General features: G+C 53.1%; 15 protein-coding genes. 7 read left to right on the top strand and 8 right to left on the bottom strand.

Annotated elements, in window-relative coordinates; all coding sequences use genetic code 11:
- Positions 1-60: 60 nt before the first annotated feature.
- From ACYVK4_RS01675 to ACYVK4_RS01665, 3 genes are read right to left on the bottom strand one after another with little or no spacing between them, the layout of a single operon-like run.
- Positions 61-1,515 (bottom strand): hypothetical protein, encoded by a 1,455-nt coding sequence (locus ACYVK4_RS01675; RefSeq protein ID WP_461125750.1) that lies wholly within the window; start codon positions 1,513-1,515, stop codon positions 61-63.
- Positions 1,484-2,071 (bottom strand): RNA polymerase sigma factor, encoded by a 588-nt coding sequence (locus ACYVK4_RS01670; RefSeq protein WP_461125749.1) that lies wholly within the window; start codon positions 2,069-2,071, stop codon positions 1,484-1,486. The genes ACYVK4_RS01675 and ACYVK4_RS01670 overlap by 32 nt, the downstream gene beginning before the upstream one ends.
- 39 nt (positions 2,072-2,110) lie before the next feature.
- On the bottom strand, positions 2,111-3,103 hold the full coding sequence (locus ACYVK4_RS01665; protein ID WP_461125748.1) for a hypothetical protein: 993 nt from the start codon (positions 3,101-3,103) through the stop codon (positions 2,111-2,113).
- A gap of 358 nt (positions 3,104-3,461) precedes the next feature.
- On the opposite strand from ACYVK4_RS01665, the gene ACYVK4_RS01660 reads away from it, so the two are divergent.
- From ACYVK4_RS01660 to ACYVK4_RS01650, 3 genes are all read left to right on the top strand, one after another.
- Positions 3,462-4,265 (top strand): alpha/beta fold hydrolase, encoded by an 804-nt coding sequence (locus tag ACYVK4_RS01660; RefSeq protein ID WP_461125747.1) that lies wholly within the window; start codon positions 3,462-3,464, stop codon positions 4,263-4,265.
- Positions 4,262-5,086, top strand: coding sequence for a helix-turn-helix domain-containing protein (locus ACYVK4_RS01655; protein ID WP_461125746.1), 825 nt, complete (start codon positions 4,262-4,264; stop codon positions 5,084-5,086). The genes ACYVK4_RS01660 and ACYVK4_RS01655 overlap by 4 nt, the downstream gene beginning before the upstream one ends.
- Before the next feature lie 132 nt (positions 5,087-5,218).
- Positions 5,219-5,899 carry a VOC family protein gene (locus tag ACYVK4_RS01650; RefSeq protein WP_461125745.1) on the top strand — a complete coding sequence of 227 codons (681 nt, stop codon included), beginning with the start codon at positions 5,219-5,221 and terminating at the stop codon, positions 5,897-5,899.
- 118 nt (positions 5,900-6,017) lie between these two features.
- On the opposite strand, the gene ACYVK4_RS01645 is transcribed toward ACYVK4_RS01650, so the two are convergent.
- Positions 6,018-6,527 (bottom strand): SgcJ/EcaC family oxidoreductase, encoded by a 510-nt coding sequence (locus ACYVK4_RS01645; RefSeq protein ID WP_461125744.1) that lies wholly within the window; start codon positions 6,525-6,527, stop codon positions 6,018-6,020.
- A 288-nt stretch (positions 6,528-6,815) separates the two neighbouring features.
- Positions 6,816-7,892 carry a M48 family metalloprotease gene (locus ACYVK4_RS01640; RefSeq protein ID WP_461125743.1) on the bottom strand — a complete coding sequence of 359 codons (1,077 nt, stop codon included), beginning with the start codon at positions 7,890-7,892 and terminating at the stop codon, positions 6,816-6,818.
- Positions 7,893-8,074: 182 nt separating this feature from the next.
- On the opposite strand from ACYVK4_RS01640, the gene ACYVK4_RS01635 reads away from it, so the two are divergent.
- On the top strand, positions 8,075-9,061 hold the full coding sequence (locus tag ACYVK4_RS01635; RefSeq protein WP_461125742.1) for an aldo/keto reductase: 987 nt from the start codon (positions 8,075-8,077) through the stop codon (positions 9,059-9,061).
- A 153-nt stretch (positions 9,062-9,214) separates the two neighbouring features.
- On the opposite strand, the gene ACYVK4_RS01630 is transcribed toward ACYVK4_RS01635, so the two are convergent.
- The 3 genes from ACYVK4_RS01630 to ACYVK4_RS01620 all read right to left on the bottom strand — a co-directional run bounded on the left by ACYVK4_RS01630 (position 9,215) and on the right by ACYVK4_RS01620 (position 11,884).
- Positions 9,215-10,240: a WD40/YVTN/BNR-like repeat-containing protein gene (locus ACYVK4_RS01630; RefSeq protein ID WP_461125741.1), complete on the bottom strand. Its 1,026-nt coding sequence runs from the start codon at positions 10,238-10,240 to the stop codon at positions 9,215-9,217.
- Between the two features lie 68 nt (positions 10,241-10,308).
- On the bottom strand, positions 10,309-10,818 hold the full coding sequence (locus tag ACYVK4_RS01625) for a hypothetical protein (RefSeq protein WP_461125740.1): 510 nt from the start codon (positions 10,816-10,818) through the stop codon (positions 10,309-10,311).
- Between the two features lie 265 nt (positions 10,819-11,083).
- Positions 11,084-11,884 (bottom strand): Rossmann-like and DUF2520 domain-containing protein, encoded by an 801-nt coding sequence (locus tag ACYVK4_RS01620; protein ID WP_461125739.1) that lies wholly within the window; start codon positions 11,882-11,884, stop codon positions 11,084-11,086.
- 202 nt (positions 11,885-12,086) lie between these two features.
- On the opposite strand from ACYVK4_RS01620, the gene ACYVK4_RS01615 reads away from it, so the two are divergent.
- From ACYVK4_RS01615 to ACYVK4_RS01605, 3 genes are all read left to right on the top strand, one after another.
- Complete coding sequence (locus tag ACYVK4_RS01615; RefSeq protein ID WP_461125738.1) at positions 12,087-13,577, top strand: cellulose synthase family protein; 1,491 nt, start codon at positions 12,087-12,089, stop codon at positions 13,575-13,577.
- 310 nt (positions 13,578-13,887) lie between these two features.
- Positions 13,888-21,504, top strand: coding sequence for a T9SS outer membrane translocon Sov/SprA (sov, locus tag ACYVK4_RS01610; RefSeq protein ID WP_461125737.1), 7,617 nt, complete (start codon positions 13,888-13,890; stop codon positions 21,502-21,504).
- A gap of 121 nt (positions 21,505-21,625) precedes the next feature.
- On the top strand, positions 21,626-22,780 hold the full coding sequence (locus tag ACYVK4_RS01605) for a BamA/TamA family outer membrane protein (protein WP_461125736.1): 1,155 nt from the start codon (positions 21,626-21,628) through the stop codon (positions 22,778-22,780).
- Positions 22,781-22,828 lie beyond the last annotated feature (48 nt).

Here is a 22,828-nt window from a genome sequence, read left to right as displayed (position 1 = left end):
GTTAGCTCAGCCGCAGCGAACTTGACTGAGTTAGCTTTTTACCCGAGTGAATACGGATAATCACCGAACGAATGGCGGCTGAATCTGGACACCCAGGCCCACCACGAGCGGACGAATAATAAGTTGTTGTCGTTCATCGAGGAGTCGATTTAGACCGTACTCGACGTTTAGACCGATCTGGGCGGCCAGATGCGGACGCAGCGGTATTTGCCGGCCTAATCCTGCCCGCAATCCGGCCAGGGGTTGGTGGCTAGTCGGTAAATAAGAAACCTGGCCTCCTAGCGTCACCACGTAGCGGTTCTGACTAAACAGCCGGTATTGGCTGACGCCGATACCAACCATGGGGAGCGACACATTTTCGGCCACCGAATGCGTTACCCGGACCAGCCCATTGGGGCTACTCACGTTAGGATCAATCCGGTACCGGTTTTCACTAACCGTGTAGGAAGCCCAGCGTCGAAGTTGGCCCGTGGCCAAATAAACCTGCCAGCGCCCGAAACGAATACCCCCGTTAAGCTGATACCCCCAGGTAGCCGGAGAAAAGGGTGCCAGGGTGCTGACCTGAGAAAGATAAGCGGTAGACGTACCTGGGGCACTCATCCATTGAAAACTGCTCAGCGGCAGCGCTTCAACATACCACCGGGGACGTGACGGCGAGTGATCAACCGGTGCTTGAAGCGTACTACGCAGAACTGACTCAGGCAATAAAACCAGTCGTTGATGCCACGCCAAACCGAACGAGGTGGGTATGTAGCTCAACGCCAGTGGGGTAAGTCTATTCCAATGGACGGGTTGGGTGTAAGTGGGCCAGAATGACGTTGTCGGTTTAGACGGGTGAGGGGTCGCCTTACCGTCCGTGCCCATCGACTGCCCCGGCGAGCTCGAGACCACTCCATCGGTTGCTGGTTCGAAAGGACTGAGGGAGGGGCTGGAAACGCGGGGGTCAACGAATAGATCCGGTTGACGACGAGATAAGCGGACGGTGTGTAGAGCGGCTTTTGCTGGCGGATGGGCGGGAGGCCGGTACGACACTCGTGGTACATCTTGGCCGGACGGATGAATGTAGGTTGAGGGCCGTTCCGCCGTGAACGTCGAGCGCTGGATAGTCGCCGGACGGGCTTGTTGCCTGGGCAGAGTACTTATTGCCGGAGCGGTACCTGAAGCGTTCCGAGATACGGCGGGCTGCCCGGGAACCATTCGCGGTCGGATTTGACGAGTTGGGGGGGACTGGGATAAACCCGCCGATCGAGTGGTCGTGTCTGGACGGTACGTTGGGTGGGCAGGCTCGTCCAGACCTACCTGGTAAACCACGCCCGTGATCAGCATCAATAACAGGGTCATCGTCGCCAGCCGACGGACCCGTCGGCGTCGGCGGGCGCGTTTCAGCGAGTCGAACACCAGCTTGCTCGACGACGCACCGGGGCGCACCGAAAAGTCCGCGAATGTTTGCTGCCAACGTCGACGCAGCAACTCGTCGGGGTCCTCATCCCAGGAATTCATGTCGTTGGATGCCATGTTGGTCAACAAAAGTAAGCAGTAGTTTACGCGCTCGGCTGAAGCGGGAGCGGGCCGTGGCTTCGGGAATCGTTAGTAAGGCGGCAATTTCGGCGTGCGTGTACCCTTCGATGAGGTATAAATTCACAATAAGTCGGTACTCGTCGGGCAGCCGAGCCAACAGGCCCAGAATCGCTTCCTGGTCATAACCGGCCAGAAGCATCAGATGATCCTCGCTGGCGGGTTGATCGCTCAGTGTATCGTAGCTGGACAGGTGTTGTTGAGGCTGGGTAACCCGGTGGTAGTAGTTGATGGCGGTGCGAATAACTACGGCCTTCACCCAACCATCGGCCGACTCAGGTTTTTCCAATTCATCGATGTGTGCAAAAACTTTCATAAACGCTTCCTGAAAAATGTCTTCAGCCTCGGCTACCGTGCGGGCATAGCGTACGCAGACCCCTAACATGCGGGTCTGGTACCGTTCATAAAAGGCCCGTTGCGCCCGCGGATGCTGTTGCTGACAGCCCCGAACCAGTTCGGTCAGCGTCCGGTATGAGGAGCGGCCAAATAATGCCATGCACGAAGAGTGGTCAGAAATGAAAAGGGTAGCTTAGTCTCAAAAATTGCCAACGCACACAAAGGATCGACTGATGAGTTGCCCATCTTCCGAAAAGATGAGCTGCCAAGCCTGCTTTTCCTTAACCAAACTTATCCGGTAGGTCGTCAGCGTCCCGTACGTGTAGCGACACGTGTACCCGTAAAATGCTCCTCCCCGGCTCAGTTCAAAGCCGGTCAATTCAGGCCGACGCAGATAATTCTGGATGGCTGGCGGTAGCTGGTTTAGCTGCTGGTAAAACTGGGTGCTGGCGGACTGTTGGTTAGTAGCCGTCAGCAATTGTCCTTCGTCGTTATAGGTGAGTTGCCAATACTGTTCGTCGGCGGAGGACGCGGGCTGCCGGACCGACAGTTGGTACTGACGATTGTAGGAAGCATCCAGTTGAATGACTGCGCTTAAGAACACGAGACCCTGCTCATCCAGCCTCTGTTGAATCACCGCTGGCAGATCAGTCCGCCGGGTCGATTGATAGTTGGCAAGCTCATAGGGCCGCAACTCCAGATTGTAGTAGGGCTTACCGGTCGCAGGACGAGCAAGATACCAGGAAGCGCTATAGGGTTGCTGCTGCCAGGTATACTCGGCGTACACATTTTCGGGTGGGTCATGTTGAACCGGATTGGTATACCAGCCCGTATATCGTCGAATACGGGGATGACTAAAGGTTCCCCCGGCCATTACGGTCGGTGTCAATAAACGGGTCAGCGAATCGGCCAGCATACCCTCTACCAACTGGTCGACAGTTAACAGCCGATCGGGATTGACCAACGCCTGGTAGTGCTGGCGTTGCTGGATAAATGTTGCCATCCACAGCTGGTTATCAACGAGGGTAGTAAACAGCACGTCTTGCGCCTGGGGGTATTGCCCGAGCAGTGCTTGAACGCTATTCGCCGAAGGACCATGATCCGGGGTTGGTTGATTGTCGGTAAAGTGGCTACAACTGCTGATCCACCCCAGCAACAGAATAAGCCCAAGGCATTTTGTAACGCTGTTCATACGTGCGTGTTCAACTTGATGCGTTCAGCCCAAAGCGGCTGGCTGATACCACAGACACCAAACCCTGGTAGAACTGTTGCAACAACAATTCTTTTTTTTTGTTTACTGGTCGAAAATTTGCTGGCATACATCGACCACCTATTCGTCGGGCATACCCAATAGTCTCAAAAAATGCTTCTGCCCGAGACAAACGGCTTATGAGTTGGCCGCGTCAGCAATGGGCCGTTTTATAAACGGGTGAGTCCAGCCATCTACGATCGGGAATAGCTGTACCAGACGGAATTAGTTGTCGATTTTTTACTTGTTGTAGTTGCTTCAATACAGATAGGTTTGTGGCGGATCTTAAACCGCGACAATCATGAAAATCAGCCTTTTATTAGTAGTACTTACCGCCCTGGTTCAAACCGTTTCAGTAGCCCAGTCGAAAACCTATGTACTCGTTCACGGGGGGTGGCAGGGGGCCTGGTGCTGGAGAAAGGTAGTGCCCCTGCTGGAAGCGAAGGGCAATCGGGTGGTGGCCATGGATTTGCCTGGGCATGGCGATGACAAAACATCCCCCGCTAAGGTTACCCTGGAAGAATATACAAATAAGGTCGTTCAGCTCGCCAAGGCTCAGACAGGTCCGGTAATACTGGTTGGTCATTCCATGGCGGGCGTTATTATTGCGCAGGCTGCGGAGGTTTTAGGTAAAGAAAAGGTGGCAAAACTGGTCTTTCTGGATGCCTTTATGCCTAAGAATGGCGAGTCTGTTTTTGCGCTGGCGGCCAAAGCCGAGGAGCTTAATAAAGCTGCGGGTAGACCAGCACCTGGACCGACGCTTAGCCAGTGCCTCCTGCTGGTGGATGACAAGCAGACTTCCAGGGTCGATCCGGATCGAGTCGCCCAGTTATTTTACCATGATTGTTCGGCTGACGACGTAGCCTTTGCCAAAGCCCATATAGGGCCTCAACCCATGGGTTGTCTAGGAACACCGGTACAGGTGACGGATGCTCGTTATGGAGCTATCTCCAAAGTGTATATTCTTTGCAGCCAGGCGAAAGACCTGGACAAACGCAGTATAGCGAACAACGTGCCTATTGAGAAAATGTATACCTTGGCTAGTAGTCACTCCCCGTTTTTCTCTATGCCCGAAAAACTGGTGGCCATCCTTGAGACGCTATGATCTTTCGTGAAGTACGTCCTTGCCTGGCTCTGCAGCCTTATGTCAGGAATTATCTGCTGGTCAATCTGGTTTATCCGCCAGCTGATTTTCCTAAAACGCCTTACCCCACCCGGCTCGAGCAAGCCCTGATATTTTTCGTTCGGGGCTCGATCACCTCCCAAGATCCCTTAACAGGAAGAACCGTACCGATCGCCAAAAACGCCCTATTTGGCCAACAGGTTTCCCGGCTTGACTTCCAATGCGTTGTGCAAACCGACTTTCTGATGGTACAGGTTATTTTTCAACCGGGGGCTATGTATCGTTTGGTAGGGATGCCCAGCACGGAGCTGACCGGCCAGTTTTGTGACGCAGAATCGGTCCTGAATGCAGAACTACAGACGGTCAATGATCAACTGGCGAACGCGAAAGACGAAACCCGGATGATTGAACGGGTTGAGCAATACTTGTTAAGTAAACTGAAAAAAGTCAAGCGAAATGCTCATCCCATTGATCGAATTGGGAATCTATTACTGTATCACCCCGTACCTTTTTCTTTAGATTGGCTGGCTGATCAAGCCAATCTAAGTCCCCGTCAATTTGAGCGCAAGTTTAGTGAACGGATTGGCATTGGTCCCAAACTCTATAGTCGGATTAGTCGGTTTTTTCAGACGATCAATTATAAAGAAGGGCATCCTGACCAGGATTGGTTGACCGTAGCGGTTGCATTCGGCTATACCGATTATGACCATCTGGCGAAAGATTTCAAGCAATTTGCCCATGTTACGCCGAACTTGCTGATGAGAGAATATGCCCAGCGTCCCGAGATTATTGTGAATCTTTGACCAAGTCGAATCATACGGCTGAAATTTCCGACCGAACCTGGGTGAACCCGTTCATCCGGCCCTTCTGGTTGCGGAGACTAACCCTTTCTTTCGCCTGATAATCTTCCCTTACACGTACTGAACGCCCCTGCGATGGAGTTAGACCATCTATTTATCTTTACTCATGGTGCTCAACAGGCCGCTGGGGCCTTACAATCGTTTGGTTTAACGGAAGGCACACCCAACGTCCATCCCGGGCAGGGGACCGCTTGCCGACGCTTCTTTTTTCAGAATGCGTATCTAGAATTGGCCTGGGTGATTCGTAAGGATGAAATTAAAAATCCCGTGATCAAAAGAACAAACTTATGGGAAAGATCACAATCCGAACAGACCCACTATTGTCCCGTTGGCTTTTGTTTCAGAACCCAACAGCAAGCAGGCCAGCCCATTCGCTTAATTTTTGAGGATGGCTGGCGATATCACTCCGTTTATCTACCCCCGGGTCAGTATGCCCATATTGCCTCGAATGAGGATTTTCCGGCTGAACCGATGCTCTTTGAAATGCCTTTTTTTGGTCTGGCACCGAAAGACTACCCGGTAGAAAAGCAACAGCCTTTGACTCATGCAAAGGGATTCCGGAAACTGACGAAAGTAACCTTGACACTACCCCCGTCCACAAACGCCTTATCGTCGGCTATGAAAAAGGTGCTTGCTGAAAGCCTGATTCATTGTTCACCCGGAAAGGACTATCTGGTCACGTTACAATTTGACGATGGCAAATACGGTCAACAGCAACGTTTTATGCCTCTACTTCCCTTAGTCGTTACCTGGTAGTGAGTTCCTGCTTTTCTGCTAAAGGCTTTTCACTACCGGCTTAAACGCTCACGGGTTTGATCCAATTCCGGCAGATTGGTCGCTGCACAACTAATTTGGCGCCTAAAACGGATACTACCTATTCGGGAATGGGGGTTCCGGGTTTTATATCCACATTGTGGTAGGAAACAATTTTCCATGCGCCAACCTCTTTCGTGAACACCTGGAGCAAACGGGTGTTGAGTTGCTGCTTGGCATCCAACTGAATTCTGGGTGGCAGACCTTCTTTCGCAAAGCCGGTGACCTGACACAAAGTCTCTACAATGGCGACATCGGCCCGGACAAATTTCAGAGACACGAGTTTCTGCTTTAAGACCGTATGCTTAAAGAAGCTTTTGAAAATTACCTCGTGTTGGTCCAAAAACGCTTTGTGGCCTTTGAAGAACATACCCCCAATATTGGTGAAAGTACCATCGGGGGAAAATGATTGGGAGTAAGTCTGGGCATCTCCTTTGTTCCAGGACTGCTCTTCCTGTCGAATGATGGTATCAATTGATAAGGAGTCCTGCGCATTTTGCGCCAGTAGGCGGGAGGAAGTGAGCAGGAGGGTAAGCCCCAAAGCTCGGCTGAAAGCTGAATCTATTGTCATGAGTATGGGCTTTACCTAAAAACAAATTTTAAGTTACCCAAAGAATTACACCCGACCTCACCTGCTTTATTTATCGGTAAACGAGCGGAAGTCTTGATCCAGGCATTTTCGACTGGCCACTGAACAGCGCCTACAAATCACTGTATCATAAAAAGCTCTATTTGTGCGAAAACCGTGTAAACAACGGCTTTCGCAAACGCCGGATTACTTTCCCTATCTTCGGCTTGGCGCCACGCTGGAATACGACACCCATACATATCCCCGCTAAAACGGGTCTGCCGTTGGAAATCACTGAAGAGGCTGGCCGTTCTTAAACGTCGCGACAACTTTTTCGCCGTCCGCGAAATAGTAGGTGCCTTTGCCGTTGGGCATGTTATTCTGGAACCAGCCTGCGTATTTATCGCCGTTCCGATAGTAATAAACACCGTAGTCGGAGCGGAGGTTGTCGCGGAAATTGCCTTTGTATTTCAGTTTGCCGTCGGCATAATACTCGGTGCCTTCGCCGTGCTTGTCACCTTCTTCAAATTCCCCGGCATACCGCTCACGGGTCGGGTAAACGAATACGCCCGTACCGTCTTCACAATCGCCCGACACACAACCCACCGTTGCCCGGTTGCCCGCCCGCTGAGCGGGGAGACTGGTCGGTGTCACAACCGGCCGGGTTGCGGCTACCGTTGCCGGGCCTGTATTGATTGGCTTAGGGGCCATTGCCGTTGGCGTTTTTATAGCTGTCCGGCTCTTGGGGTACATGGCTTCCGCTTCAAGCCACCCTTTACGAATGGCGTCGATACGGGCTGGTTTGGCCGGGTGCGTGGAGGTGGCATGTTCATCGCCCAGCGCCCTGACCGCCACCGTGGCATCTTCCAGCGACGCGCCCAACTGGTGCAGCACGAACCCCGAAAACTTATCCGCTTCAATCTCCTTGATCGGCTGTCCGCCCCGACCATCAATGGTATGGCCCTGTAAATGGTGCCCGATCTCGTGCGCCATGATGCTAATCGCCGACCAGTCGGTCTCGGTTTCTTCTTCGATCTGCTGCATGAACGCGCCATCGTAAACAATGAATCGCTGGCCTTTCAGAACCGTAGCAAAGCAGTTATCGGTGTTGGAGCATTCGATGACTTTAAAATTGCGCAGGAGGCCAATGGGTTTCAGAATTCGGTCAACGACCTTTTCCGCATGCCCGTTCGACGGCGTCGTAGGGGAACAGACAACGTCGGAACTGACTTTGCCGCCTGTATAGCTGCAAATGAAGGCTCCTGATGCAAAGGGTAAGGGGGAGGTCTGGCTTTGGGCCAGTAGCGGTTCGGCAAGAACCGTCGATAGTAGAAGAGTGGGTACTAATAGGGCCGCTTTCACAGGCATAACCGGGTGGGGTTAATCGTTCAACACGGCAGAATAACGAACAAGAGCGGGGTGCTATTTTAAGGCAGCAAAGGGAAAGTTTACCGGAGCTCGCAGGCAGCTAATAAATTTACCGGAACGATAATTGCCAAACGGCGCTCATTTCGCCTATTTGCCAAACTTACCGACAAAACCCGGAAATCATGAAGTACAGAAAACTTGGCAACACCGCTATTCAGTTATCGGCCATTGGCCTTGGGTGCATGGGTATGAACCATGCCTATGGTGAGCCCAATGATGAAGAATCCATTGCCACGCTGGAAAAAGCCATCGACATCGGCATCAATTTCTGGGATACCGCTGACGCCTATGCGAACGGTAAAAATGAAGAACTGGTCTCGAAGGTACTGGTGCCAAACCGGGATAAACTATTCATTGCCACCAAATTCGGTTTTCGCGCCGATGCTGAAGGAAAATTGACCGAATTCGACGGCTCACCGGCTTACATAAAGACAGCCGTAGAGGCCAGTCTGAAACGCCTGAAAACGGATGTGATCGATCTGTATTACGCCCACCGTATCGATCCGAAGGTGCCGGTTGAAGACATGGTGGGAGCTATGGCTGATCTGGTGAAAGAAGGTAAAGTACGCTACCTTGGGTTATCGGAAGCGTCGGCTACGTCCATCCGGCGCGCGAACGCCGTGCATCCCATCAGCGCCCTCCAAAGCGAATACTCGTTGATGACACGGGATGTGGAAGCTGAAATTTTACCGCTTTGTCGGGAGTTAGGCATATCGTTCGTTCCGTTTAGCCCACTGGCGCGGGGATTGATCACGAATGCGCTGGATGTGAATGAGCTATCAGCGACTGATTTTCGGAGAACGCTGCCCCGCTACCAGAAAGAGTACGAAGAAAACAACAAAAATCTGGCGAAGGGCTTTGCCGAAATAGCTGAAAACAAAGAGTGTACACCGGCCCAGCTTGCTCTGGCCTGGGTGCTGGCACAGGGCGAACACATTATCCCCATTCCCGGTACTAAACGACGAACGTATTTGCTCGACAATGCCGGAGCCGTTGACATTGATTTGAACCGCGAAGATCTGGCAGCTATTGAAACCCTACTGGCCACCTTCCCCGATACCGGCGACCGCTACAACGAATCAAATTACAAGTTTGTCGACCGGAATTAATCGTCGGGTACAGTAATAATCAGGTAATTGGTTGACTGGTTGGCCCTGGGTTGGCTAATTGTTTGCGTTTTTTGTGATGTCAGGTCTGCGGACCCGACATCACAAAAAAATGATTAGTGTAATGATGGGTTCTCAACCCTACCACTACGCTAATCATTTAAACCGTTGAACCGCCACCTTCCCTTTGGCACCAACTGCATAACAGGTGCCCTTGGCGCAGGCCATCGAATGAAACCCTTCGGTATCCAGTCGTTGCCAGGTCTGGCCCTGATCGGCTGACAGGCTGGTGCCGGAGGGGCCGACCGCCAGCAGACGGTCGCCGGGGAGCAGGGCAACCGCTTCTTTCAAGCCGGGCGGGTCGGTTTGTGTGAGTATTTGCCAGGTTTTTCCCCCATCGCGGGTGATGGCTGCGTTGGGGCCGGGCTGTTGCTCCTGCTTATAATTACCGCCTACAACCACGCCTACTTTATTCGAAAAGAAACGCAGGCCAAAGAGGCCGGTGGCTTCACCCGCCGGGAGGGGGGTGTTGGTAACAGCCCAGGTACGACCCCGGTCGGTGGAGCGGAATACGCGCCCGAATGTGCCGCCACCCGAGACAATCCAGACATTCCGTTTGCCCTGCACGACCAGACTGGTGCCACTGGCCGCAAAGGCCGCTTCGTTGGGCTCCATCATCGGTAAAGCCGAAGAAGGCACCGGCTGCCAGGTTTTACCGCCATCGTCGGTGGTCAGCATGAACCACCTGCCGTCAATGGGGTCACTGAACACGATACCATGTTGATCGTCCCAGAAGTCGATGCCGTCGAAAAATACACCCGTTTGCTGGGTCTGGTAGAGGAGCGTCCAGTGCTGGCCACCGTCGGTTGTTTTGTAGATACGGGCCTGTCCTTTTTCAGCGGGTCCGGCACTCATGAGGTAGGCCGTCTGGGCGTCGATGGCCTGCACATCCCGAAAGTCGCAAGCCTGGGCGTCGGGAACGGTGCCCGTCTGCCAGGTTTTACCGCCATCAACTGTTCGGACAAAGGTGCCTTTGGTGCCGCCCATCCAGGCAATGTCGGGGCTGGCCACACTAACGGCGCGGAAGCTGGCATCCGTACCAACGGATTGCGGTTGCCATTGGGCGAAAAGGGAGAGGCTGAGCAGCAGGCTGAAAGCCAGCGTAAAGAGGGTGTGTTTCATTGAGCGTTAAATGGCTGCAAAATGGTAAATTTTACCGGTAAAGCCAGCCTGTTTCGCTGCTGTCGCCGTTAAGGGGTTACGGGTCGTGAAAGCGGAGCCGTTTGAGGGAACTGAGCTTTGAGACGCATAATCTCCTGTTCCTGACTGGCCGATTTAAAATAATAGTAAAGGCCAAGGATCAGAAATATTTTTGAGAGAATGAACACGGCAATGAAGGCCGGGCGCCAGTTCTTATGAACCCGAATGTGCGTGTTGTCCACTTCAACATCCACATACGACGACTCACGTGAGCGGGACTGGTTCGGTTCGGGATCAGGTTCCGAATACGCCGGTTCTTTCCATTTGGTTATCTCCGTTTCGCTAAGGCGCAGGGCAATCGCTTCCCGAACGCCGGGTGGGGGAGGGACCGCATTTTGCAGCAAATATTCTTCCAGACCAGCTTCCAGCTCGTTCAATTCCGCCAATACGTCTGCATCTGTCGCCAGGAGTTTCTCAACCTCTTCCTTCTCTTCTTCTGTGGTTGACCCTAACAGATACGCTTCCAGAATACCGCTTTTTAAATATTGATAGGTCTTCAAAGTGAATGCGATTAAGACGAGCGAAGATACTGAAAATAGGTGTAAATCGATTCTAAAACATTTGTTCCGGCGGCTTGCCCGTTGCGTATAATCGCCCCTGAAAGGGCTGCACTGGCTAAATGATAACTCAAAAAGGATGTTATCTATTGTTTTGCACCTACGGGAAACCGACGATGGCAGACCGAATGAAATGTCACCTTCTGCCAGACTGAAAAGTAGGCAATGGTTGAAAAGAAAGCGCATTTGTGCCAGATGAGTACGGCGGTTATTGGCTGTATTGACGCCGTATACTGGTTGTTAGCAACTGATAGATTTCGGCCAGCCTGGGCTGATCCTGTAAATAGGTTAAGTGCGTGTCGATGGTTGTCAGGTCGCCCCGCCGGGCCGGGCCGGTTTGAACAGCAGCCGGGTCCGGTACGGCCAGCCCTTTCCGAAACGTCTCGGCTATGATGGGTTTCAGTAAGTCGAAATCGAGGTCATCATGAGCTGTCAGGTCGTGCGCCAGTGTGAGCAGGTGATTCGTAAAATTGCAGGCAAAAACAGCGGCAACGTGTAGGGTTCGGCGTTCTTCGGAAGTGATGATGTACACGATGTCGCTGATTGCCTGGCCCAACTGAACAAGAATATCTTCCGTAGCACTGTCGAACGACTCAATGCAGAGGGGGATCTCATCGAAGACCATGAAAGGCTGTTCCTTACTGAATGTCTGAAGGGGGTAGAAAACGCCGGTCTGTACGGGAACGTCGCTGTAGATCTCCATCCATTGTTCCAGTTCTCCGAGTGTGCGGGCACCGGCGGTATGCACAACGATAGCGTTTTCGGGTAATACGAGCTGGGAGCAGACACGTTCCAGGGCATCGTCGGGGACGGCCAGGATAAATAATTTCGACGGACTATCGGCAAAGTTTAGCTCCGAGTGGGTATGGGCGTCGTACAAATTACTGACCAGTTGTCGGGCATGCTGAAGCTGTCGGCTATAGACCTCATTGATGTGATGACCAGCGTTTTCGAGTGCCGGGGCGAGGTGCCAGGCAAGATTACCGGCACCGATAAACGAAATTTCCATGCTCAAGTATAGGCTATTTTACTTGAATCTACGTTTGTTGCCCCCTTGCCCAGCCGGAAACTTAGTGAAAGCCCAACACAACACAGCCTAATAAGGCAGACCGCCACCTAACCATTTGGGTACTTATCCAGTTACTCATAAGCTTAGTCTATTAAGTTATTAGATTAACATTTATGATTAGTTTGGTCTCTTCTTCGTCAATATGGAAATTCTGGTCCTGATACTATACGCAATGGCATTACTCCTGCTATTCGTATATAACTGCGGGCAACTAAGTCTGATCATCATTTATCTACGCTCAGAAAAAAAACGCCAGGCGATGGCTCAGTCCGTGAGTGAACTTTCGCCGGATCAATTACCCCGGGTAACGGTTCAATTGCCTGTTTACAACGAACTGTATGTGGTGGAGCGTCTCATTGATGCGGTCATGCAGTTAAACTACCCGAAGGATAAGCTGGATATTCAGGTACTGGACGACTCGACCGACGAAACCGTTGCCATTATCGCGCAGAAAATAGCCTACTACAAAGGGCAGGGTTTCGACATTGAACACATTCAGCGGCCGGAACGAAAAGGATTTAAGGCGGGGGCGCTGGCCTACGGGTTGACAATTGCCAAAGGCAAATTACTCGCTATTTTCGATGCCGATTTCGTCCCCGATCCCGAGTTTCTGCTCAAAACCGTCCCCCACTTTTCCGACCCGAAAGTGGCGATCGTGCAAACACGCTGGGAGCATCTGAACGAAGACTTCTCTCTGATCACCCAGCTGCAGGCATTTGGGCTTAATGCTCATTTTACCGTTGAGCAGAGCGGACGCTATGCGGCCGGGCTGTTAGCCAACTTCAATGGAACCGGGGGCGTTTGGCGGAAGGCTGCCATTGTTGATGCGGGTGGCTGGCAAAGTGATACCCTGACGGAAGACCTGGACCTGAGCTACCGGGCTCAGCTGCGAGGCTGGAAGTTCGTATACCGGGAGGATGTGGGTTCACCAGCCGAATTGCCCGTGGCCATGAACGCACTCAAGTCGCAGCAGTACCGCTGGATGAAAGGAGCCGCCGAGTGCGCCCGTAAATTATTCGTCAATGTGCTTAAGTCGCCCAGGGTGTCATTGACGATGAAGCTTCACGCGTTTTTTCACCTGTTCAGCAGCGCCACCTTCATTCTGGTTCTGATTCTGGGCGTCATGAGTGTACCCCTGATCTACATCCGGAACCAGCACCCGGAGTGGGAGTGGGTGTTCGTCGTAATCAACCTGTTTCAGTTTAACCTCTTGATCCTGATCACCTTCTATGGCATTCCGGTCTGGTTCCTGAAAGGCTCCAGCAAAGCAAGACTGGCCTGGTACTTTCCAATGTATTCATCGCTCATGATGGGCTTGTCGCTGCATAATACGATTGCTGTTATTGAGGGATACATGGGCCGGAAAACGCCGTTTGTGCGAACGCCCAAGTTTAATGTCACAACGGCGGCCGATAGCTGGGCGGCTAATAAGTATATCAGTCGGCGCATAAGCTGGCTAACCGTTGCCGAAGGTTTTCTGGCCCTGTATTTTCTGGGTGGTCTTGCGCTGGCCATTTATGTGCAGGACTTCCGTATGTTCTTTCTTCATATCATGCTCATGGTGGGTTTTGGCATGGTTACGCTCTATTCGCTCGTTCAGGCAGTAAACCGCTCGGCACCGGTACCTGTCTGACTACTATTTATTCTATATATCTACTAGTAAAGTTCTGGACTTGATCAATTTGTCCAGATTTTGGCTTGGTAATTGTAGGGGTTAAGGAATGACAGCTTACGCGGCTGCATCGGTAAAAAACAAGGACCGATCTAGCATTTGTTCGTATGTCATTCGCTTAATCCCTACTTTTGTTATCCACATATGCCAAAACGAAACAAAACTACCTGATAGAAAAAATCTATAGTCCCTTAGACGATTGGCCTGATTTTGGCCGTTTGATAGAAGAACGTCCCATACGCTACAAATTCTGAACCCGAAAGTACCCTCAATGGTGAACCCTTACTTTGTTCACAGTCCCGCCGTCAGCCATTTACTTCCTCTTGTTAGCCGACTTCTGTTTGTGCCAAACGGGTGGTTAATGTTGGGTTGCTGGTTGCTGTTTGGGCTGAATGTAAGTGTAGGGCAGGACCAGCCCGCCAACGCTCCCGCCCGACGTGGTGCTGCGGGCCGTCGGCAGCAGGCCGCTGTTGACTCAGCACGAGCCGATGCCCGCCGACGGGCTATTGCGCGGGCCGACTCAGCCAAACAAGCCATTCAGGATCGAAACGATAGTATTCGTGCTGCCCGAAGTGCCAACCGACGGCCTACCGTTAACTGGCCCGACCGTCGGGCCACCCGCTTTTCAGAGCGATCATCCAAATCACCGTTTATCCTTCGTGATCCTAAAGGCGTTGCCACCGATTTTCGGTTAGCGCCCGATGGCGGCATTGCCATTACGGAGCGTGTACGAACGGGGGTATCGCTGTCGGGGGCACCCATGAGCAACACGGCCGTTGGTACATCGCCCACGGCTGCTACGGTGACGCCGGGAGCTGGGGTATCCATTTTACCACACTCACAATTTGGATTACCCTATCGACCGGCCGAAACGATTCCGTTCTCCACCTACAACCAGCTTCAGAATCAGCGGGTCGAGCAAAGTATCTGGCGGGAATATGGTGCCAAACGCGATGGACAGAGCGCCCTGAACGGACGTGGTCTGTCGCCCAAACTTGAATTGCCGCCCGTTATCGATCGGCTCTTTGGGGGCAGTCAGGTCGATTTCAAACCCAATGGCTTCGTAACGCTTGACTTTGGGTATCTCTACCAGTTTATCGACAACCCGGTTCTGCCGGTTCGTCAGCGTCGGAATGGTAACTTTCTGTTCAACGAACAGATCAATATAAACTTCAACGGCAAGATCGGGGAGAAGCTGGGCATACTGGCCAACTTCGATACGAAGGCGAGCTTTAATTTCGAGAACGCTCTCAAGCTGAACTATAAACCGGGTGGCGGTTTGCCCGCTCTGGGCACCGGACAGGGGTTGCCGGGTATGCCCAGTCTGCCAGGTGTTCCGAACCTGCCGGGCACGCCCAATTTGCCGGGCATGCCAAACGTACCGGGCGTTAACGGCTCCATGCCTCAGTTTACGCCCCAGAACGAAAATATTTTGCAGGGGCTCGAAGTCGGAAATATCAGCTGGGCGGTCAACAGTCAGTTGATTCCGGGCGTACAGAATCTCTTTGGTATCAAGACCCAGCTGCGATTTGGTAAACTGAACGCCACCGTGGTGGCCTCCCAGCAACGGTCGCGGAAAAACGAGATTGTACTGCGGGGCGGTACCTCCAGCCGGCCATTTGAAATTCGGGCCGATCAGTACGACGAAAACCGACACTTCTTTCTGTCACAATTCTTCCGGGCCAATTATGAAGCGTCGCTGAAAACACTGCCTCAGGTAACTTCCGGCGTTAACGTGACACGCGTTGAGGTCTATGTCACGAACCGCACCAATACCACCGAAGCCCTGCGAAATGTTGTTGGTTTTCAGGACTTGGGCGAAGGCAATCCATACAGCCAGACCAACCCGAACCTGCCGCCGTTTTCGCGTAACAACCGCACCCCGACAGATAACGCAGCCAACAGTCTGTATAATAAACTGACGGCCGATGCTGCCAATCCTTTCCGGCAGGTCGACCAGACGAACGATATCCTGACCAGAAACTATGCCTTAACGAAAGGGACGGATTATGACCTCCTGCGCGGGGCCAAACGCCTGACCGACCGCGAGTACAAACTTCAGCCGGAGTTAGGCTACATCTCGCTCGTAACCCCACTTCGTAACGACGAAATTCTGGCCGTTGCTTACGAATATACCTACCAGGGCCGACGCTTTAAAGTAGGGGAACTCACCGAAGATTATCAGATTCGTCGACCCGAGGAAGTACTGGTGTTGAAACTGTTGAAGTCAGCCACGCTGCGCAACAACCTCCAGTTGCCGATGTGGAACCTGATGATGAAAAACATTTATTCGCTGCCGACGGCCCAAATTACACGGCAGGGGTTCCAGTTGCGCGTTGTTTACAAAGACGACCTCACGGGTATCGACAATCCGAACCTGCAGGAGGGACCCATCCAGAACATACCGCTGGTGCAGGTTTTTGGAATGGACAGGCTGAACCAGCAGCTGGATGCCCAGCCGGATGGTAACTTCGATTTTGTCGAGAACATCACCATCGACAGCCGATACGGCAAGATCATCTTCCCAACGCTGGAGCCGTTTGGGGCCTATCTGGCCAACAAACTTGGAAACGATGCATCCCTACGTTCCAAATATGTATTCGACCAGCTTTACCGAACCACCCAGACCGACGCCCAGCAAATTGCCGAGAAAAACAAGTTCTTCCTTCGCGGGGCCTATCAGTCGGGCAACGGGGCTGAAGTGCCTTTGCCGTTTGGGGTCAACGAGCAGTCGATTACCGTAACGGCCGGTGGGGTGCCGCTGATGGCCGGTCAGGATTATGTTTTTGAAGCGCAAACGGGTCGGCTGCGGATCATCAATGAGAGTGTAACGAACTCCGGTCGGGAGATTCGGATAAGCTACGAGCAGCCCGATCTGTTCCAGAATCAGATACGTACCCTCATCGGTACGCGCCTGGATTACGCCATCAATCGGGATGTGAGCATTGGGCTGACGGCCATGCACATGAAAGAAACCCCGGCCGGTTTCCTGACGCGGGTGGCGCTGGGCAATGAGCCGGTGAACAACACGATTCTGGGTGTGAATGCCAATATCCGCAAAGACGCGCCGGGCCTGACTCGTCTGCTGGATGCGCTTCCCGGTGTGCAGACGAAAGAATTATCGACCATTCAGCTCACGGCTGAAGTGGCCCAACTGTTTCCGGGTACGAACCAAAAAGCCCGTAACGAAAGCTATCTGGACGATTTCGAGGCTGCCCGTACGATCTACGATCTTACCCGACAACCTACGCGCTGGCGATTGGGGGCTACTCCCCAGCAGTTTCCGCAGGGGTCGTTTGCCGATCCGCTGCCGTTTGCCTATAACCGCGCCCGTATGTCTGTCTACACGGTCGACCCCAGTATTTTCGGGGCTACCGGTGCGCTGGGTGTAGCGTCGAATATTGATCTGGAAGATGTGAACAAGCACGTGTACGAGCGTCCGTTCCTGCCGCAGGATCTGTTTCCGGGCCGCTCGGCACGGGTGGTACAATTGCCCGAAAGTATTCTGGATGTGGCCTACTTCCCGGCTGAACGGGGTATGTACAACTACAACCCCAACCTGGATGCCAATGGTAATCTACTTAACCCGAAGCAGAATTTTGGTGCCGTCACACGGGCTATCGCGTCGGATATTGACTTCGATAATGCCAACATCGAGAACGTAACGTTCTGGCTCATGGACCCCTTTATACCGGGCGAGGCTGGTAAAGTGCGGGGGAATCCGGACGACACCAAAAACGGAAACAACATAACGGGGGGTAAGCTGGTCTTTAACCTCGGCGATATATCGGAAGACGTTATTAAGGATGGCCGTTATGAATTCGAGAATGGCTTTCCGGCCAGTGCTGATAATACCAGTCCCCGGATTGGCGGTGTGCAAACGACTAATTGGGGAAAGGCCCCGACGCAGCAGTTTGTAACCAACGCCTTCCAGAGTGGGGTGCGCGACCGGCAGGATATTGGCCTGGATGGGCTAACCAGTCAGCCTGTGGTACCCGAAGGCGTAACATCGGAACAGGAGTTTTTTCAAAATTACCTGCGCGCTATTCAAACGCGGGTAACAGACCCTGCGGCTCTGTCGGCTATTCAGCAGGACCCTTCGGGTGATGATTTTAAGTTCTATCTGGGCGATGAGGCCGATCGGCAGAAATACATAGTAGCGCGGTACAAGTGGTTTATGGGCATGGAGAATAACTCACCCGAAAACACCAGCACCAACCAGTACTTAACCCCGGCCTCTTCGACGTTGCCCGATATTGAAGATCTCAACATCGACAACACCATCAACGACAACGAAGCCTACTACGAATACGAAGTTGACCTTCGGCCCGGAAAGCTGGAAGTGGGGCAACGGTACATTGTCGATAAAGTATCGGTGCCCACACCCGGCGCACCGGGGGGCGTGGTGAACTGGTACCAGTTCCGGATTCCAATTCGCGAACCCCTGCGGAAAGTGGGCAGCATCAACGGCTTCAAATCCATGCGCTTTATGCGCATGTACCTGACCGATTTCGCCGAGCCGGTCGTACTGCGCTTTGCCGAGTTGCAGATGGAAGCCAACCAGTACCGTAAATACACCGGCGACCTGACCCAACGGGGTTTGCAGGAAGTGCCCGAGCCGTACGACGCTAACTTTACCGTCTCGACAGTGAACGTTGAGGAAAACAGCAGTACCCAGACGAGTGCCGTAGGGGGCGATAAATATGTTTACTCTGTACCCCCGGGCTACGTTCGCGACCGCGATTATACGCAGCCGAACGTGGTGGAACTGAACGAGCAGTCGATGCGCCTGAGTGTAACGAACCTTCGCGATGGTGACTCGCGCGGGGCGTTCCGGAATACCAATTTTAACCTTCTGTTCCGGGAGCGTGTCAGAATGTTCGTGCACATGCACAACCCCGATAAGGAGCGAAATCCAGGTGTATCGACATTTGTACGGCTTGGTACGGACTATACGGATAACTATTACGAGATCGAAATTCCGAACCTGACGGCGACCATGCCCGAAGACCGGGACCCTGAACTTGTATGGCCTGCCGCTAATGAATTGGATCTGGCGCTGAACGAACTCATTAATCTGAAGGCCAACCGAAACCGGCAATTTACCCGACAAACGTCGCTGCCCTATAGCGAAATGTCGATGGACTCCAAGTATCGGTTAACGATCGTTGGTAACCCAGACTTGAGTTCCGTGCAGTCGATCATGATTGGGGTTCGAAATCCTAAAATTACGGGTGATGGCGAACGGCCGAGATCGTTTACGGTTTGGGTCGATGAGTTCCGGGCCTATGGCTACGACCAGCACGCGGGTATGGCGGCCATTGGCGCCCTGAACATGAAGCTGGCAGACATTGGAACCCTGACAGCTTCGGGCCGGATCACGACTTTTGGCTTTGGGGGTGTACAAACCCGCATTGGCGAACGGGCGCTGGAAACCACATCTGAATTTGGCTTCTCCTCCGCGCTGTCGATCGACAAGTTTCTGCCAGCCAGCTGGGGCCTTCGGATTCCGCTGTATGTCAACTACGACCACCGCAACGTGGACCCTCATTTTGACCCGCTGGACCCCGATATGCCGCTGGAAACGTCGCTTTCGACCAAGTCGGAGTCGCAACGGGACAGCTATCGCCAGCTGGTGCAGGACAACACCACCCGCCGGGGATACAACTTCTCGAATGTGAGAAAGGTGAAAACAAACCCCAATGCCCGGTCGCACTTCTGGGATTTCGAAAACTTTGCGTTTACCTACGCGTTTACCGACGCTAAACGAACGAATATCCTCACGCAGGAATACCTTCAGCAGCAGCACCGGGGCGGCATTTCGTACACGTACAGCGGGCAGCCAAAATCGTTCGAGCCGTTCCGCAACAAGGCGTCGTTCGAGGCTCCGTATTTGCGCTGGCTCAAGGATTTCAACCTGACCTTGCTGCCCACGCTGGTGTCGATTCGGACCGATATGGACCGGAGCTTTATTAAAACGCAGCTTCGCTCCTCCGACCTGACGACCAACGGCATTGTGCCCCAGTTCGAAAAGTATTTCCTGTTCAACCGGTATTACGACCTCACCTGGAACCTGACGCGCAGTCTGGTGCTGACTTACCACGCGCAGGCAAATGCCATCATTGATGAACCGGCGGGCGACATCAATACCCAGGCCAAACGGGATTCAATTATCAACAGCATCAAGAACCTAGGGCGGATCAAAAACTTTGTGCAGGACATCCGGGCCACCTATCGACTGCCGCTGGACAAGATTCCGCTGCTCGACTGGATTGCCGCCGATGCCATCTATGGTGTGGGTTACCAGTTCCAGGCTAACTCCTTCGGGGTTGTCGACTCACTGGGCGTTCCTTTTGGGAACATACTTCGCAACAACCGCGAGCGGGGTATTACGGGCCGCGTCGACCTGATCCGGTTGTACAACAAAATCCGGTATTTGCGCTTTGCCAACACACCGGCCCCCGTTCGGAAAAACTTCGCCCGTAACCCCGGCGACATAGAAGACATTGTTCGGGGTGAAAGCAAGGTGCTCAAGAACTTTACACGGGCGCTGCTGACCGTTCGCGGTATCAACTTCTCGTATACGCAGCAGGAATCGACGATTTTGCCGGGGTTCCTGCCAACGCCTAAATTCTTCGGGCTGAGTGAAGACAGTGCGCCGGGACTTGGCTTTGTGCTTGGCAGTCAGGACCACAATATTGCCTATAAAGCGGCCGAAAAAGGCTGGCTTTCGCCCAGTACAGTACTCAATACGGCCTTCCAGCAGAACATTACGAAGAAGTTTACGGCCAGTACTACCCTGGAGCCGTTCAAAGACTTCAGGATGCAGATTAACTGGCGCCTGGATCGGACGGATGCTTATCAGGAGTACTTTCGGCCGGGTTCGCAGGGTGGGCCGTTCGAAACGTTTTCGGCCGTTCGTAACGGGCAGTTCAGTATGTCGTTCTGGTCATTCCGGACCGCATTTGAAGGCTTGCGGGGAGACAACACATCACCCATTTTCGACCGATTTGAGAGCTACCGGAAACTCTTCATTGATAGGCTGACAGCCGCCAATCCGGAGAAAACAGGAACCTATACGGCTACGTCGCAGGACGTGTTGATCCCTGCCTTCTTTGCCGCCTATAGCGGGCAGCCTGTGGAGAAGGCCCAACTGTCGCCGTTCTACAACTTCCCGTTGCCGAACTGGCAAGTTGCCTACAATGGCCTGTCGGGTCTGGAGTTCATTCGCAAGCGCTTTAGTGCCTTCACCATTAACCACAGCTATTCATCGACGTATAGCGTCGGGAATTTCATCTCGAACCTGGAGTACGGAGCGGCCTATGTGAACCTGGCCGTGCAGAACGCACCTATGTCTACCGCCATCAATCAACTGGGGCAGTTCATTCCGGTTTTTGCCATGAGCACCATCACCATGTCGGAGAAGTTTGCGCCGATGATCGGGGTGCAGTTCCAGACCAAGAGTCGCGTAAGTGGTCGGCTGGAGTACAACCAGAGTCGGGATATTGCCCTGAGTTTGTCAAACTCCCAGGTGGCCGAGCTGAGCAATAAAGATCTAACCGCTTCCTTAGGTTTCACCCGTCAGAACATGCGCATTCCGTTCAAGATCAACGGAGCCTATAAGAAGCTGAAAAACGATCTGACTTTCTCCTGTAACCTCACCCTGCGCGACACGAGGGCCATTCAGCGGAAACTGGATGCCGAGCAGATCATCACGGCGGGTAACGTGAATTTCCAGCTACGGCCCCAAATCAGCTACATCGTGAACCGTCGACTGAACTTCAACTTCTATTTCGACCGCACCTTCAACGACCCGCTGGTCTCGAACTCCTTCAGGCGGGCTACCACATCGGGTGGTATTCAGGTGAAATTTAATCTGGCGGAGTAAGGAGGGTGACAGCCGCCCGGAAAAAGTAATTGGCCTGAGAACTGGCTTGATAAAAACAGCCTTCGCTGGAACACATCCCGCCCGTATTGGTTTCATTATAAAACGATAGGCGCTCAACAACGTGGCAGGTAAACATTTCGTAGGTTGTCTGATTGGCCTCCTGGTAGTGGCATACCCGCTGTTGGCTCAGCCGCCAACGCCGAAGTATGCCCGGCGGGGCCTCGGCCGATTTATTTACCAAACCCTGAACGATACTTCGTCGACAGCTTCGTCGCGGGTGCTGGTGGTACCGGCAACGGGTTTCTCTCCGGAAACCAGTCTGGAAGTAGGCGTTCGTGCTTTCTCGCTTTATTATGCCAAAGATGACACGCTGGTAAACCGGTTGAGTGAACTCGTCGCATATGGCTTTGTCACCCTGCGTGGGCAGTTCGGGGCTCAGTTCGAGAATGCCGTATATACCGACCGGAATACCTACTATCTGCTGGGACGGGCCCGCTACCAGCAATTTCCACTGTTATATTACGGCATCGGTCCTGATTCCAGACGAGCCAATCCGTCGCTGGTCAGCTCCAGCTATGTGCAGTTCCGGCAGCGGGTCCTGCGAAAAATACTGGGCAACCTGTATGCGGGGCCGGAAGTGGATTTTCAGAGTTTGGAAAACGTATCCTTCGCGCATGCGGATCCGGACGCCATCGAACTGCCACTGGGCGGGCGTGGGTCTACAACACTGGAGCTGGGGGGCACACTGGTCTACGACAATCGAAAAAATGTCCTGAATGTTCGGAAAGGGGCTTTCCTCGAAGCGGCAGTGCTGCGCAACGTGTTGCGTACCACTGATTTTGGGTATCGGCGCATGCTGTTCGACGGCCGGTTGTATCGGCCACTGGGTAGTCGAAACCGGGTGCTGGCGTTGCAGGCAATGGGTATGTTTACCACGGGTAATGTGCCGTTCAATAGCCTGGCTTTGCTGGGGGGCGAAAATATCATGCGGGGCTATTACCTCGGGCGGTATCGCGACAAAAATTTGCTGGCGGCACAGGCTGAGGTACGCTGGCTACCTTTCGCCTTCAGCCGACGCTGGGGCGGAACGTTGTTTGGGGGTGTAGGTACAGTGGCCCCTGCGGTCAGCGAGCTACAACTCGATCAGTTTCGCTGGGCGGTTGGTGGAGGTGTACGGTTTCTGTTCTTTCAAAAGAAAGACGTGTACCTTCGTGGCGATATCGGCTTTACGCGCGAAGGCGCCGGCGTTTATTTCTCGCTGGGTGAAGCCTTCTGACCCATTGTCAGTACGGTTTTCCTTCGAGGGCGGGGCATTTGAGTGATG

The sequence above is a fragment of the Spirosoma aerophilum genome (genome assembly GCF_054782495.1).
Note: the sequence above shows the minus strand (reverse complement) of the source record. Positions and strands in the feature narration are given on the sequence as shown.